We start from the raw sequence: 14540 nt of genomic DNA, 5'->3' as shown, positions 1-14540 counted from the left end.
CCCGCGCAAAGCGTAATGCCGTTCAGTTAAGGTCCTTTCTGAGGAACCGGACGGAGTAGCGCTTAGGCAGGGCTTTGACTACACGGGGGCACTTACGCCCCCGTCGTTTTTGGACGATCGCCAACTGAAGTTTGGCGCGCATGCGCTGCAGATGGGCCGGCAGCTTGCCTGGGGCCATGCCGGCTGCCCAGATCAACTCGCCCTGTATCAGGCGCAAGGCCAGCACAAAGCTCAGGTCGGTGGGCTCGGCGCGGGCCTCGAGCGCAGCCTTGGCCATCTCCAGACGCACCAGGTTGTACGCAATCAGTGCTCCCCAGATTTCCTGATGCACGCCCTCAGGCTGGCGGCTGCGCAAGGTCAGTTCGGCCCCGAGCATCGTCTGCTTCAGTTCCCGATAGCTGGTTTCGATTTCCCAACGGCGCTTGTAGCACCCAATGATGTCGGCTGCCTTGAAGCGCCGACGGTCTGTCAACGAGGTCAACAGGACGCGGCCTGAGTCCTCATCCCGGATCGCGCGAGCTGTCCAAGTCTCTGGCAAGGCAGGATTCTTGCGGCGAGCCTGAGGCGAGACCTTCATCTGGACGATGCCATCGCCCTCGTTGCCTGAGAGCAGCTCCCACTGCAGATTCTTCTTGGCGGGGATCAGGAAGTGGCGCTCGCTGCCGCCCATGCGCAAGCCCCACAGGATTTCTGCGGCCAGAAAGCCCTTGTCAAAGATCGTCAACGAATGATCCGGGATCCGCTCAATGAGCTCCTTGGCATAGAGCATCTCGTTGCGCCCATAACAGCCAAAGGCGATATCGGCAACAAGATGGGTGGGAACAGCCGTGAGCGAGACCCCGCGGACTTGTGGATAGCTGGCGACCTTGCCGCTGGCGTAGCTCTGCGCGCCAAAGTGGAGGCGATTCTCAGGGCTATCGGCGGTGCGGAAGGTGGTCCCATCCATGGCGTAAAGCGCCAAGCCCTTCCATTTGTAGTGCGCAGCATCCTGAGCCACCCACGCCCGCGCGGTCTGCTCGAACAGCCACAACAGAGGCTTGTCTCCAAGCCGCTCGCGGGCTTGGGCAATCCCGCTCTTGCTGACACAGGCGTTGACATCGTTGGGCAGTGCCAGGTCCAGCGTCTCCAGCACATCGGGAATCGATTGGTGCCGATAGAGCGCCAGCGCGATGACCAGCCAGACCACCTGCTCTGCTGGCAGTCGACGCCGGCGAACGGACGCTATTCCTGTGGCTGCCAGCGCCTGCTCAATCCAAGCCATCGGCAGATGCTCGCTGAGCCGGGCAAAACTGGCCGGCTCACTAAGCTCAAGGGTGGCGTGGACTTGTTCCGATAGCATCGGAACGGCAAGTTAACAGCTCGACACCTTGTTTACAACCCCTGCAAAGAAAAATGCCGTTCAGACTTAACTGAACGGCATTACCGCGCAAAGCGGGCGTTTTGCTGTATGGCTGGCGCAGCGTTACTGCGTGCCGGCCTGCTCCGCCGCGGGCGTTGCTGCCGCGGCCGGGCGCTCGAAGCGCACGAACTCCATCCGGTTCTCTTCCACGCTGCCGGCGAACACCAGCGGCTGCTGCTGGAAGGTGGTCTCGCCGAACAGCGAGGCCTCATCCACCTTGGCCAGCCCGGTGGCCAGGCCCGTGAACGGGAACAACTCGGTATCGGCCAGGTGCGACGGCACCACGTTGCGCAGCGCCGAGAAGATATTGTCGATGCGCCCCGGGTTCTCGCGCTCCCACTGCTGCAGCATCTCGCTGACCTTCTTGCGCTGCAGGTTCTCCTGCGAGCCGCACAGGTTGCACGGGATGATCGGGAATTCCATCGCACGCGCATACGCGGCGATGTCCTTCTCCGAGCAGTAGGCCAGCGGGCGGATCACGATGTGCTGGCCGTCGTCGGTCGACAGCTTGGGCGGCATCGCCTTCATCTTGCCGCCGAAGAACATGTTCAGGAAGAAGGTCTGGACGATGTCGTCACGGTGGTGGCCCAGCGCGATCTTGTTGGCGCCCAGCTCCTTGGCGGTGCGGTAGATCACGCCGCGGCGCAGGCGCGAGCACAGCGAGCAGGTGGTCTTGCCCTCGGGCACCTTCTCCTTGACGATCGAGTAGGTGTCCGCCTCGACGATCAGGTATTCCACCCCCACCGACTTCAGGTACTCCGGCAGCACGTGCTCCGGGAAGCCGGGCTGCTTCTGGTCCAGGTTCATCGCGATCAGCTTGAACTTGATCGGCGCGCGCTTCTGCAGCGCCATCAGGACCGACAGCATGGTGTACGAGTCCTTGCCGCCACTCATGCAGACGAGCACGGTGTCGCCGTCCTCGATCATGCCGAAGTCGCCAATGGCCTTGCCGGTTTGCGATTGCAGCCTCGTCTCGAGGCGGTAGAAGTTGTTCGAGTGGCTCATGGAGCATCCTGTTGCGTGGCGCCCGCCGGATGGAATGGCCGGCGCGGCGCGAAGGGGCAACATTTTACTTTAGGCGCCCGCACGATGCTGGCGCCAGTTGGCCGCGGCTCAGGCCTGCTTGATATGGAAGACCTCGACGCCGACCGAATCGCAGTCCGGGTACACGTCGGGCTTTTCGGTCGAGACACGCACCGCGCGCACCTTGGGATGCTTGAGCATGGCGCGCGCGACGTCGTCGCACAAGGTTTCCTGCAGGTGCACGTGGCCTTGCGCCATGCGCTCGGCCACGGTGTTGCGCATGAAGTCGTAGTCGACCACTTCTTCGAGCTTGTCCGCCTGGGGCGTGCTCTGCGCCAGCGGCACGAACAGGTCGATATTGATCAGCACCCGCTGTTCGCCCTTCTTTTCGAACTCGTGCACGCCGATATTGATCTGCACTTCGTAGTTGCGCAGGAACATGCGTCGGCAGTCTTGCAGGCTGGGGTGGGAAAGGGCGGCGAGCATGGTCATGGCGGCAGCGGAGGGAGAAAAAAGTAAACCGCGCCCGGCGGGCGCGGCACATCGATCGGTACTTCGGTAATCCCGAATTTCGGAGGAAGGCTGGCTTCCAGCTTACTCGGTCAGGAACATCACGTCGCGCGCGAGCGGCATCAGGTGCTGGCCGCCGTCCACGTAAAGCGTGGTGCCGGTCACGGCGCGCGCCTGCGCCAAGTAGGCCACCGCCTGGGCGATGTCCTCGGGCGTGGACGACTGGCCCAGCGGCGTCACCCGGTGCGCGCGGCGGAAGCTCTGCTCGGACTGCTCCCCCGACACCAGCGTGATGCCCGGTGCCACGCCGACCACGCGCAGGCGCGGCGCCAGCGCCTGCGCCAGCTGCACCGTGGCGGTCTGCAGCGCGGCCTTGGACAGCGTGTACGACAGGAAATCGGGGTTCAGGTTATCCAGCTTCTGGTCGAGCAGGTTGATCACCACGCCGCGCAGCTCGGCGGCCTTGTCAGAGCCGGCTGCGGCAGTGAGGGCCTTGTGCAGTTCGCGCGCCAGCAGCAACGGCGCCGCCACATTGGTGCGCATATGCGTATCGAGCGACGCATACGAGAAACTGGTCGCCACGTCGTACTGGAACAACGAGGCATTGTTGACCAGGCAGGTGGGCACGCCCAGCACGGCCGTGCAGTCGGCCACCAGGCGGCCGGTGGCGGCTTCGTCGGCCAGGTCGGCGCGCAGCACCGCGGCGCGGCGGCCGAGGGCGCGGATCTGCGTGGCCAGGGCCTCGGCCTCGTCCACAGAGCGATGGCAGTGCACGGCCACGTCCCAGCCCTGCGCGGCAAGTTCGAGCGCGATGGCGCGGCCCAGGCGGCGCGCGCCGCCGGTCACGAGCGCCACGCCGCGCGTGGCGGGCTGGCCTGGCTGGGCGGGCGGTTGGCCGGCCGGAGTATTGGATGCGGGCATTGCTACAATCGCGGGATGCAGAAAGCCGCTAGTTTACCCCTTCCCCCCGCCGACGCGCAGGCCGCCTCCGATACCCTTACGGCCCGTATTGGCGAAACCATCGATACAGCCGGCGGCTGGATCGGCTTTGACCGCTACATGGCGCTGGCGCTGTACGCGCCGGGCCTGGGCTATTACAGCGGCGGCTCGGCCAAGTTCGGGCGCGACGCCCGCGACGGCAGCGACTTCATCACCGCCCCCGAACTGAGCCCCTTCTTCGCGCGCACGCTGGCGCGCCAGTTCGCGCCGCTGCTGGCCCGGGGCCTGCCGGGCGTGATGGAATTCGGCGCCGGCACCGGGCGGCTGGCGGCGGATTTGCTGCTGGGGCTGGAGCAGGAAGGCCGGTTGCCGGAGTCGTACGCCATCGTCGAGCTGTCGGGCGAACTGCGCGCGCGCCAGCAGGCCACGCTGGCGCAGCGCGCACCGCACCTGGCGGACCGGGTCACGTGGCTCGACACGCTGCCGGACACCTTCGCAGGCGTGATCGTCGGCAATGAAGTACTGGATGCGATGCCGGTGCAGCTCTACGCGCGCAACGGCGGCCGCTGGCATGAGCGCGGCGTGGTGCGCAGCGACGATGGCGAACGCGCCTTCCGCTTCGAGGACCGCTCGCTGGCCGACGCCGACGTGCCGGAGACCCTGCGCGCCATCCCAGGCAACCACGACCTGGTCACCGAGACCCACGCCGAAGCCGAGGGCTTCACGCGCGCGGTGGGCGCCATGCTGGCAAGTGGCGCCGCCTTCTTCATCGACTACGGTTTCCCGGCCGGCGAGTACTACCACCCGCAGCGCGCCGGCGGCACGCTGATGTGCCACTACCGCCATCATGCGCACCCGGATCCGTTCCTCTACCCCGGCTTGCAGGACATCACCGCGCACGTGAACTTCAGCGGCATCGCCCTGGCCGCCGTGGATGCGGGCCTGACAGTGTCGGGCTTTGCCTCGCAGGCGCGCTTCCTGATGAACGCCGGCATCACCGAGCTGCTGACGGCACTGGATCCGTCCGACGCGCGCGCCTTCCTGCCGCAGGCCAACGCCGTGCAGAAGCTGCTGTCCGAAGCCGAAATGGGCGAGCTGTTCAAGGTGATCGCGCTCACGCGCGGCCTGGATGACAGCGAGCCGATGGACGGCTTTGCCCGCGGCGACCGCTGCCACACGCTGTAACGGCACCGGAGGCCGCCATGCTGCGCTGGACCCTCACCATCTTCCTGAGCGTGATCGTGTTGTCCGCGGCGCTGCCGTGGCTGCAGAAGATCGGGCTGGGAAAACTGCCCGGCGACGTGCGCTTCCGCGTGTTCGGACGCGAATTCGTGCTGCCGTTTGCATCGACGATCCTGATTTCGCTGATCGCGCTGGTGATCGGCAAGCTGCTTTAGTTTTACGGAATCACTTGATCGCGCCGACGGTAAACCCGGCAACGAAACGGTCAAGGAAACTGTTGTAGAGCGCAGCGACCGGCACGCTGACGATCAGGCAGGCGCCCATCAGGGAACCCCAGAAATAGACATCGCCCCGCACCAGGAAGGTCGGCACGCCGACGCTCACCGTGTACTGCGACGAACTGGTGATGAAGGTCAGCGCATAGACGAATTCCTGCATCGCCAGCGTGGCGCTGAAGATGACCACGGTCAGTATCCCGCTCGACGACAGCGGCACCACCACCTTCAGGAACGCGCCGAAGCGGCTCAGGCCGTCCATCATCGCGGCTTCCTCGATGTCGCGCGGCACAGCCTTGAAAAACCCCATCATCAGCCAGCTGCAGAACGGCACCGTGAAGCTGGGGTACACCAGCACCAGCGACCACAGCGAATCCTGCAGGCCCAGTGTGCCGATGATGCGCGAAAACGGGATGAACAGGATGGTGGGCGGAATCAGGTAGGTCAGGAAGATGCCGATGGCCCACTGCCGGCCCCATCGCCCCGACAGCCGGGCCAGGCTGTAGCCGGCGGGCACGGCCAGGAGCAGCGTGATCAGCACTACACCTACGGACACGACCAGGGTATTGAACACCCAGCGCAAATAGCGGGTCTCGCCGAACAGTATCCGCAGGTTCTCCATCGTCGGCGGCAGGTTGAACAGGAACGGGTTGTTGGCGGTGTTGATCAGGTCGTGCACATCCTTGAAGGTCGTGATCAGCATCCAGTAGAAGGGAAACGCGCAGAACGTCGCAAATGCGGCGACGACGCCGAAATGGGCGCCGCGCGCGGCCCAGCGTCGCCAAGTGATGGCAGCGGGGCGCATTTCAGGTCACCTCGGTGCGGCGCGCCACGGTCAGCAGCACGATCACGACCGCCACCAGCACCGGGAACAGGAACAGCGAGATGGCGGCCCCTTCCGCCAGGTCGCCGCCCTGGATGCCGGTGAAGAAGGCCAGGCTGGCCAGCACCTGGGTGGTGTCGTATGGCCCGCCGCGGGTCAGCACGTAGATGATGATCATGTCGGTGAAGGTGAACACGATGCCGAACAGCAGCGCCACCAGCATGATGGGCATCAACAGCGGAATGTTGATGAGGAACAGGTGCCTCCAGAAGCCGGCGCCATCCATGGCGGCGGCGTCGTGGATGTCCTGCGGGATGCCGCTCAGCCCGGCGAGGATGATCACCGTGGCCAGCGGCAGCAGGCGCCAGACGTCCACCACGATGACCGAGGCCATCGCCAGTTCCGGCTGGCCGAGCCACACCGGCCAGTTGTGCGGCCCCAGAACCCCGACCGCGGCCAAGGTCCAGTTGATGATGCTGTAGACCGGATCGAAGATCCACAGCCAGCCGATGGTGCCGAGCGAGATCGGCGCCACCCACGGGAGCAGGATCAGCAGGCGCACCAGCCATTTGCCGCGGAAGTCTTGGTACAGGGCCATTGCCAGTATCTTGGCCAGCACCACCACCAGCGCCTGCGACACCAGCGTGAAGACCAGCGCATTGCGCAGCGAACGCCAGAACGTATTGCTTTCCAGCACGCGCCGGAAGTTCTCCAGGCCGACGAAGTGCAGCACCTGGCTGCCTACCGTGGCATCCGAAAGGCTGTAGTAGATCGACAGCATGAACGGAAAGCCGACCAGCAAGGCGATGTAGATCACCGCCGGGGCGAGCATGGCGCGGCCGAGCCAGCGGTCGTCGTCGGCCAGGCGCTGCGCGGGCTGTCGCGCTACGTCCTGCGCAGGCTGCCCAGTGGCGATGTGCTGCGGCTTCACGGCGCGGCTCCCAGGCTGGCCCCGGATTTCGCATCGAAGCGGCGCAGGTCGCGCTCGCGCACCACGAACCGGTGGCCGGTGCCGGCCTCGATCGGGACCGTCACCGTGCAGGGAATGCGCGAGACCACGCTGGCCGTCGGCAGCGGCGCTTCCAGCTTGCCGTACACCAGGCGGTCCGAGCCCAGGTTCTCGATGCGCGTCACGTCCACAACAAAGGCTCGCAGCGCATCCCCTGCGGGATAGGCTTCGCGCGGCAGGAAATGCTCAGGCCGGAATCCGGTCACGACCCCGTCGGCCTCCATCAGGTTCATCGGCGGCGAGCCGATAAAGGTGGCGACGAAGAGATTGGCGGGATGTTCATAGACCTCCTGCGGCGTGCCGATCTGGTGAATCCTGCCATGGTCGAGGATGGCGATGCGGTCCCCCAGGCCCAGCGCCTCGATCTGGTCATGCGTGACGTAGATGGTGGTGATGGCCAGCCGGCGCTGGAAGCGCTGCAGCTCGTCGCGCGCCGAGGTCCGGAGCTTGGCGTCGAGATTGGACAAGGGCTCGTCGAGCAGGAACGCCACCGGCTCGCGCACCACCGCGCGCGCCAGCGCCACCCGCTGGCGCTCGCCGCCGGACAGCTGGCGCGGCTTGCGCTGCAGCAGATGGCCGATGCCGAACAATTGCGCAGCCCAGTCCACCTTGCGCCCGACCTCCTCGCGCGACATGTGCCTGGCCCGCAGCGGAAAGGCGATGTTGTCGAACACATTGAGGTGCGGGTACAGGGCGTAGCTCTGGAACACCATCGCCATGTTGCGCAGCCTGGGCGGCAGCGCCGTGACGACGCGGCCGTCCACCAGGATGTCGCCGCGGCTCGGCGCCTCGAGCCCGGCAATCAGGCGCAGCAGCGTGGTCTTGCCGGAGCCGGACGGCCCCAGCAGGACCAGGAACTCGGCATCGCGGGCGCCAAGGTCGACGTTATCGACCGCGTTGGCACCGTCGAAATGCTTGGTGAGCGAGCGAACTTCTACTGAAGCCATATCCAGCCGCGCGCTACACCATGCCCTTGTCTCGCCACTTGGAGAAGATGCGCTTGCACGCGGCATCGGCGATCCGGACCGCGTTCTCCGGCGTCTCGTCGCCCGTGGCTGCCTTGGCGAACATGGTGTTGAGGACCCAGGTATTGAAGATCTCGTCGACGGCCGCGTTGGCGTAGCCGGGGTAGCCGACATTGGTCGCCTGGTTCATCAGCGCGCCGAGCACCTTGTACTTGTCGCGCGGCGTGGCCTTCTGGTCGTCGGCGATCAGCTTCTGCAGGTCGGGCACGGTGCTGAGGAAGCAGGGGAAGTTGTAGAACTCGCTGCCCAGGAAGCCCTGCCGGAAGTTGTCGATATAGTCGACCAGGAACTTCTTCGCGCCGGCGATGTTCTCGGCGAATTTCCAGATCACGTAGCAGTCCATCACGTGCTCCAGCGCGATGCGCCGCACCGGCCCCTGCAGGGCCTGCGTGAGCCAGATGTCCCGCCCGATCGGCAGGTTCTTGTTCTCGGCCTCGCGGGTGATGGAGATGGCGTTCAGGCAGAGCGAGATCTTGCCCGCCAGCATGGCGCGGTTGTTGGACGACGGGTCCCATGCCAGCACTTCCGGCGTCATGGTCTCCTGGAACAGCGCCTTGACGAACTTCACCGCTTCCAGGGTGTTCTTCGAGTTCAGCACCACGGTGTGCCGGTCATCCTGGATCGAGCCGCCGAAGGCATAAAGGATGGCGCGCATCGCCATCGCGGTGTCGAGTTCCGCGGACAGCCCGACGCCAACCGGAATGCCGCGCTTGGCCTTGATCTTGCGGCCGGCGGCGAGGACGTCCAGCCAGGTGTCCGGCGGCTTCATGCCGACGTCGTCCCAGAGGTCCTTGCGGTAGTTGATCGGGTCCGGCACGAAGCTGTCCGAGAAGCCGAAGTACTTCTTCGTCTTCGGGTTGTACGTGCTCTTGATCGCCAGCTCCATCGGCTTGCCATGCTTGCGCTGGCATTCCTCATAAAGCTCGCGATGGTCGATCACCTGCTCCTCGTAGACCGGCGGCGGCGACAGGAACATGAACAGGTCATGCCCCTTCTGCGCCGACACTTCGGCCGCCGCGCGCGTGGCCAGCGCCGGAATGCCGACGTGGTCGACCACCACCTCGGTGTCGTTCTTCTGGCCCCACTCCTTCACATAGGTGTCATCGAACCACTTGTCGTAGCCCGGCACGAAGTGGTTCCACTGCAGGATCTTGAGCGTGTGCTTTGCCGCGCGGGCGTAGTGCGGGATCAGGAAGGGGCCGACGCCGGCAACGAGGCTAGCGGCCCCTGCGGTCCGAATGAATCTGCGCCGGCCGGTATTGGTATGCGGATTGGGGCTGGTGGCGACTGCCACGTGGGTACCACCTGGATGCGCTGTCTTGGCCATGGCTATCTCCTTATGCGAGAAAGCGGTCGGCTCCCATCCCGGTCGAGCAACGATCTACCTGATCAACTCAAGCGTAGGCCTCATTTCATGATTAGGGAATCCCGGGAACACCTCATGGAGTGATGGACCCGTGACATACGGCACTTCCGCTTTCAGAAATGAGTCCTACGTTGGAGAGAGTGAGGAGGTGCCATGAAAAACGCATCTGCACGAAGCTCGCCAGGCGATCCCAGGCACGCTATCCATTTACGCCATGCCACCGTCTGCGCCCTGGCCGGTCTTGGCCTGGCCGTGTCGGTCCCCGCCGCCGCCAAGGTGGAGGGCAACACCATCATCCTCGGTGCCGCGGTCTCCCTGACCGGCAAGTACTCCACCAATGGCAAGAACACCCAGGACGGCTACAACCTTGCCGTGAAGCGCGTCAATGAGATGGGGGGCGTCAAGGTCGGAGGCAAGGCCTATCAGTTGAAGGTCCTCTACTACGACGACGAATCCACCTCGGCACGCGGCGCGCAACTGGCCGAGCGGCTGATCGGCCAGGACGGCGTGAAGTTCGTCCTGGGGCCCTACAGTTCCGGGTTGACCAAGGCCATCGCCCCGGTCACTGAGAAGTACAGGATTCCGATGGTCGAGGGCAACGGCGCGGACCGCAACCTGTTCACGCAGGGCTACCGCTATATGTTCGCGGTGCTCAACACATCCGACTATTACCTGCGTGCGGCCATCAACCTTGCCGCCGAAGAAGCGCAGCGGGCGGGCAAGGCGCCGAAGAACCTGAAGGTAGCCATCGCCATCGAGAACGACAACTTCTCGCAGGACGTGCGCGACGGCGTGGCAGAGGATGCGAAACGCCTTGGCATGCAGGTGGTAATAGACGACAAGCTGCCGCCCGAGCTGAACGACATGTCGGCCACGCTGGCCAAGGTAAAGGCGCTCAAGCCGGACATCCTGGTGGTATCCGGCCATGAAAAGGGCGCGGTGCTGGCGGTGCGGCAAGTGGCGGAGATGCGCATCGACGTGCCGATGCTGGCCCTGACCCACTGCGACTCCGCGCAAATCATCGAGAAGTTCGGCAAGAGCGCGGAATTCGCGGTGTGCGGCTCGCAATGGGACCGCTCGCTGAGCTACAAGGACCGCTGGTTCGGCACGGCCGACCAGTATGCGCGGCGCTTCGAGCAGGAGTTTCGCTACGAGGCACCCTACCAGGCGGCCGAATCCAGCGCCGCGGTGCTGGCTTTCGCCGATGCCTTCGAGCGCGCCGGCTCGTTCGATACGGAAAAGGTCCGCGACGCGCTTGCAGCCTCCGACCTGATGACGTTCTACGGCCCGCTCAAGTTCGACCAGAGCGGCAAGAACATCGCCAAGTCGATGGTGCTGTACCAGGTACAGGACGGCAAGTTCAAGGTGGTCGCGCCGGCCAAGTGGGCGTCGTCGAAGGTCATCTATCCGGCACCTGCCTGGGCGCGGCGCAAATAAGGGGCTGCTGCGCGGCCTGACGCAGATGACCAATCTCGCGGTCCTCGTCCAGAGCCCCGAGCTTAACCTGCAGCTCGTGGTGGATGGCCTGCTGGCCGGCGCGATCTTCGCGCTGGCCGCCTACGGCATGGCGCTGGTATGGGGCGTGATGAACCTCATCAACGTGGCCCAGGGCGAGCTGGTGATGCTGGGCGGCTATATCGTGATCTGGCTGGTCGGCAAGGGCGTGCCCCCGATGCTGGCCGTGCCGGTTGCCGCGGCGGTGATGTACTGCGTGGGCTGGGGACTCTATCGCATCGTCATCTTCCGCCTGGTCGAGCGCGATCTCTTTGTCTCGGTGCTGGCCACCTTCGGCCTGAGCATCGTGCTGCAGCAGCTCGCCAACCTGGTATTCGGCGCCAATGTGCGCACGGTCGATGCGGGGCTGGGCAGCCTGCTGCTGCCGGGCGGACTGGTGGTGCCGAAGATCAAGCTGGCGGCGTTCGCCGCAGCCCTGGCGCTGGGCGCCAGCCTGATGCTGTTCCTCAGGCATTCCCGCCGCGGCCAGGCGATCCGGGCAATCGCCCAGAACGCGCGCGCTGCCCGTGTGCTGGGGGTGGACGCCGATCGTATCTACGCCTCGACCTTCGCCCTCAATGCCGCCATCTGCGGCGCGGCCGGCGGACTGGTGGCAATGACCTGGATCATCCACCCCTACCTGGGCCTGCCCTATACCGTGCGCGCCTTCATGATCGTGGTGGTGGCCGGGCTTGGCAGCATGCTGCCGGTGCTCGGCGCCGGGGGTGGGCTGGGCATTGCCGAGAACTACGCCGGCTTCCTGCTCGGTACCGAATACCAGACCGCCTTCCTGTATGCCCTGCTGGTGGCGATCCTGGTGAGCCGCAACCTGATGCTGCGCCGGCGGCGCGGCTACCTGCGATGAACCCGCACCTGCGCGGCGCGCGCCGGCCCGCATCGGAGGTCCCGGTCACCCCGGCCGCCCGGGCTGCCTGGCTGGCGCTGCTGGCGGGCAGCCTGGGCGCGCTGATCGCGCCGTGGCTGTTCGCCGGTATCACCACGCAACTGACCTTTCTCTGGCTGATGGTGCTGTTCGCGCTGACGTGGGACGTGATGGGCGGGCAGATGGGCTACAACTCCTTCGGCAACATCGTATTCTTCGGCGTGGGCGCCTATGTCTGCGCGGTGGCGCAGCGCGACTTCGGGCTGGGATACTTCGCCGGCCTGGCCGCGGGTACCGGCCTGGCGGCGCTGGCGGCTGTGGCTGCGGCGCTTGCGCTGGGTCCGGCCATGCTGGGCTTGCGCGGCCACTACTTCGCCATCGGAACGCTGGGCCTGGGCATCGCCTGCGCCGATGCCGCCGCCGGCTGGGATTTCATCGGCGCGGGATCGGGCATGACGCTGCCGCTATTCCCGGGCGCGGCAGGCAGCCGCGAGCCGTTCTTCTACTACGCGATGCTGGTGCTGGCCGTGGCGACCCTGCTGTCACTGCGCTGGCTCTACGCGCGCCCGTTCGGGCTCGCGCTCAATGCCATTCGCGACGACGAGGACAAGGCCGAGGCGCTCGGCCTGCACACGACGCGCTACAAGATCCTGGCCTGGTGCGTCTGCGCCGTCTTCCTCGGCATGGCGGGCGCCCTGACGGGCAACCTGGTGGGCTTCATCGATCCGCGCGAGCTGGCCTTTGCCGGCGCTACTTTCGGCGTGTGGATGGTGGTGATGGCAATCCTGGGCGGCAAGGGCACGCTGTGGGGGCCGGTGATCGGCGCCGCGCTGTTCCACCTCACCCAGGAGCTGTTCTGGACTTACCTGCTGAACTGGCAGCGCGTTGCGCTGGGCGTGCTGATCGTGCTGATCGTGGTGCTGTTCCCGACCGGCATCATGGGCTGGCTGCGCGAACCCAGTGCAAAGCGCCGCCACATGACGGGGAGCGCCGCGCCATGACCGACCTGCTTGCGGTGCGCGACGTCACCAAGCGCTTCGGCGGTGTCGTCGCCAACCATGAGATCTCCCTGCAGGTGCCACACGGCAGCATCGTGGGCCTGATCGGGCCGAACGGTTCGGGCAAGACGACCCTGTTCAATTCCATCGTCGGTTACCACCCGATCGATGGCGGATCGATCATGTTCGACGGGCGCGAGATCTCGCGCCTGCGCGTCCCCGAGATCGCCCGCCTGGGCCTGGTGCGCACCTTCCAGCAGACCCGGCTGTTCGGCAAGATGAACTGCCTGCAGAACCTGTTGGTCAGCGTGCCCCATGTGCATGAAGGACTCGGCGCGATGTGCACGCGGCAGACGCCGGCGGTGACGGAACGGGCCCGGCAGATCCTGCGCTTTGCCGGCCTGGAGGACCACCTGGACCAGCGCGGTGCCGACCTCTCGTTCGGACAGCAGAAGCTGCTCGAGATCGCCATGGCCCTGATGAACGAGCCCAGGCTGCTGCTGCTCGATGAGCCGACCGCTGGCGTGAACCCGGTGATGATCGACAGCCTGATCGCGCTGCTCAGGGACATCAATGCGCGGCTCGGCATCGCACTGCTGGTGATCGAACACAATATGCGGGTCATGATGCAGTTGGCCGGCCACGTCTATTGCCTGGCGCATGGCGAGATGCTGGCGCAGGGTTCGCCGGCGCAGATCACCGCCAACCGCGCAGTGATCGAGGCCTACCTGGGAGGACAGCCATGATCACCGCGCGCACCGCGGCCCGGCCGGTTGCCCACGCGCCCGCCGCCACGCTCGCCGCCGCCCTCTCGCGCCCCCGGCCAACCGTCGCGCAACTCGAACGACTGGCCGGCGGCACGCCGATGGTCGCCGTGGACAACCTGGTCGCCGGCTATGGCGGCATGGAGATCCTGCACGGCTTCAGCCTGCGCGTGGCGCGCGGCAGTTCGCTGTGCCTGATCGGCCCGAACGGCGCGGGCAAGTCAACGGTGCTGCGCGCCATCTACGGCCTGGCCCGGGTCATGTCGGGGACCATCGCCGTGGCCGGCGCGCCGGTCACCCACCTGCGTGCCGAGCAGAAGCTGCGGCAGGCAGGCGTGGCCTATGTGCTGCAGGAGGGTTCGATCTTCCCCGACATGACGGTGGAAGAAAACCTGCTGATGGGCGGGTACCTGATGCGGCACCCGCGAGACGCCGCGGCCGCCGCCGAGCGCATCTTCCAGCGCCATGGCGCGCTCGCGCAACGGCGCGGCCAGCGCGCCAGCGTGCTCTCCGGTGGGGAGCGCAGGCTGCTGGAAATCTCGCGCGCGCTGATGATGGACCCCGCCGTGCTGCTGGTGGACGAGCCCTCGATCGGGCTGGAGCCGCGCTATGTCGATCTGGTGTTCGAACTCCTGCGCCAACTGCAGCAAGACGAGGGCAAGACCATCCTCCTCGTCGAGCAGAACGCCCGCAAAGGGCTCGCCTTCGCCGACCTCGGCTATGTCCTGGTGGCCGGGCAGCTGGCCATGGCCGGCACCGGAGGCGAAGTGAGCCGGGACCCGGAGGTCGGCCGGCTGTTTCTCGGTGCCTGACCCGGACGGGATGGCAGGCGCCGGTTTGCAAGGAGACC

General features: G+C 65.9%; 15 protein-coding genes. 7 read left to right on the top strand and 8 right to left on the bottom strand.

Going from position 1 to position 14540, the window contains the following annotated elements; translation table 11 throughout:
• Positions 1-22: 22 nt before the first annotated feature.
• The 4 genes from ABNX08_RS01135 to ABNX08_RS01120 form a co-directional block, all read right to left on the bottom strand.
• Complete coding sequence (locus ABNX08_RS01135; protein ID WP_349604739.1) at positions 23-1339, bottom strand: IS4 family transposase; 1317 nt, start codon at positions 1337-1339, stop codon at positions 23-25.
• A gap of 123 nt (positions 1340-1462) precedes the next feature.
• Positions 1463-2404, bottom strand: a complete 942-nt coding sequence (gene ttcA, locus ABNX08_RS01130; RefSeq protein ID WP_022533328.1) for a tRNA 2-thiocytidine(32) synthetase TtcA — start codon at positions 2402-2404, stop codon at positions 1463-1465.
• 108 nt (positions 2405-2512) lie between these two features.
• Positions 2513-2914, bottom strand: a complete 402-nt coding sequence (locus ABNX08_RS01125; protein ID WP_022533327.1) for a dihydroneopterin aldolase — start codon at positions 2912-2914, stop codon at positions 2513-2515.
• Positions 2915-3016: 102 nt separating this feature from the next.
• The gene (locus ABNX08_RS01120; RefSeq protein ID WP_349604742.1) at positions 3017-3853 is read right to left on the bottom strand and encodes an SDR family oxidoreductase; all 837 of its coding nucleotides are present in this window, start codon (positions 3851-3853) and stop codon (positions 3017-3019) included.
• A gap of 15 nt (positions 3854-3868) precedes the next feature.
• Here ABNX08_RS01120 and ABNX08_RS01115 point away from each other — a divergent pair, with 15 nt between their 5' ends.
• Positions 3869-5056, top strand: coding sequence for a class I SAM-dependent methyltransferase (locus ABNX08_RS01115; RefSeq protein ID WP_022533325.1), 1188 nt, complete (start codon positions 3869-3871; stop codon positions 5054-5056).
• Between the two features lie 17 nt (positions 5057-5073).
• Positions 5074-5268, top strand: a complete 195-nt coding sequence (locus ABNX08_RS01110; RefSeq protein WP_022533324.1) for a DUF2905 domain-containing protein — start codon at positions 5074-5076, stop codon at positions 5266-5268.
• 10 nt (positions 5269-5278) lie between these two features.
• Here the strand turns inward: ABNX08_RS01110 and ABNX08_RS01105 are convergent, their stop codons facing one another.
• From ABNX08_RS01105 to ABNX08_RS01090, 4 genes are read right to left on the bottom strand one after another with little or no spacing between them, the layout of a single operon-like run.
• Entirely contained in the window at positions 5279-6133 is an 855-nt protein-coding gene (locus tag ABNX08_RS01105) for a carbohydrate ABC transporter permease (RefSeq protein WP_349604744.1), read from the bottom strand.
• Position 6134: 1 nt separating this feature from the next.
• Entirely contained in the window at positions 6135-7082 is a 948-nt protein-coding gene (locus ABNX08_RS01100; protein ID WP_022533322.1) for a carbohydrate ABC transporter permease, read from the bottom strand.
• Positions 7079-8107 carry an ABC transporter ATP-binding protein gene (locus ABNX08_RS01095; RefSeq protein ID WP_349604746.1) on the bottom strand — a complete coding sequence of 343 codons (1029 nt, stop codon included), beginning with the start codon at positions 8105-8107 and terminating at the stop codon, positions 7079-7081. Before ABNX08_RS01095 ends, ABNX08_RS01100 begins: the two co-directional genes overlap by 4 nt.
• A 13-nt stretch (positions 8108-8120) precedes the next feature.
• Entirely contained in the window at positions 8121-9512 is a 1392-nt protein-coding gene (locus ABNX08_RS01090) for an ABC transporter substrate-binding protein (RefSeq protein WP_022533320.1), read from the bottom strand.
• A gap of 192 nt (positions 9513-9704) precedes the next feature.
• On the opposite strand from ABNX08_RS01090, the gene ABNX08_RS01085 reads away from it, so the two are divergent.
• Genes ABNX08_RS01085 through ABNX08_RS01065 form a run of 5 tightly spaced genes read left to right on the top strand, consistent with a single transcriptional unit; the run spans position 9705 to position 14502 of the window.
• Positions 9705-10988, top strand: coding sequence for an amino acid ABC transporter substrate-binding protein (locus tag ABNX08_RS01085; protein WP_022533319.1), 1284 nt, complete (start codon positions 9705-9707; stop codon positions 10986-10988).
• 25 nt (positions 10989-11013) lie between these two features.
• Complete coding sequence (locus tag ABNX08_RS01080; protein WP_022533318.1) at positions 11014-11910, top strand: branched-chain amino acid ABC transporter permease; 897 nt, start codon at positions 11014-11016, stop codon at positions 11908-11910.
• Positions 11907-12929 (top strand): branched-chain amino acid ABC transporter permease, encoded by a 1023-nt coding sequence (locus tag ABNX08_RS01075; protein ID WP_022533317.1) that lies wholly within the window; start codon positions 11907-11909, stop codon positions 12927-12929. Before ABNX08_RS01080 ends, ABNX08_RS01075 begins: the two co-directional genes overlap by 4 nt.
• Positions 12926-13672, top strand: coding sequence for an ABC transporter ATP-binding protein (locus ABNX08_RS01070; protein ID WP_349604749.1), 747 nt, complete (start codon positions 12926-12928; stop codon positions 13670-13672). The genes ABNX08_RS01075 and ABNX08_RS01070 overlap by 4 nt, the downstream gene beginning before the upstream one ends.
• Positions 13669-14502 (top strand): ABC transporter ATP-binding protein, encoded by an 834-nt coding sequence (locus ABNX08_RS01065; protein ID WP_022533315.1) that lies wholly within the window; start codon positions 13669-13671, stop codon positions 14500-14502. The genes ABNX08_RS01070 and ABNX08_RS01065 overlap by 4 nt, the downstream gene beginning before the upstream one ends.
• Positions 14503-14540 lie beyond the last annotated feature (38 nt).

The sequence above is a fragment of the Cupriavidus sp. DF5525 genome (assembly GCF_040149425.2).
GTDB lineage: Bacteria > Pseudomonadota > Gammaproteobacteria > Burkholderiales > Burkholderiaceae > Cupriavidus > Cupriavidus pickettii_A.
The sequence above is the reverse complement of the archived record's forward strand: the minus strand, read 5'-3'. Positions and strand labels throughout refer to the sequence as shown.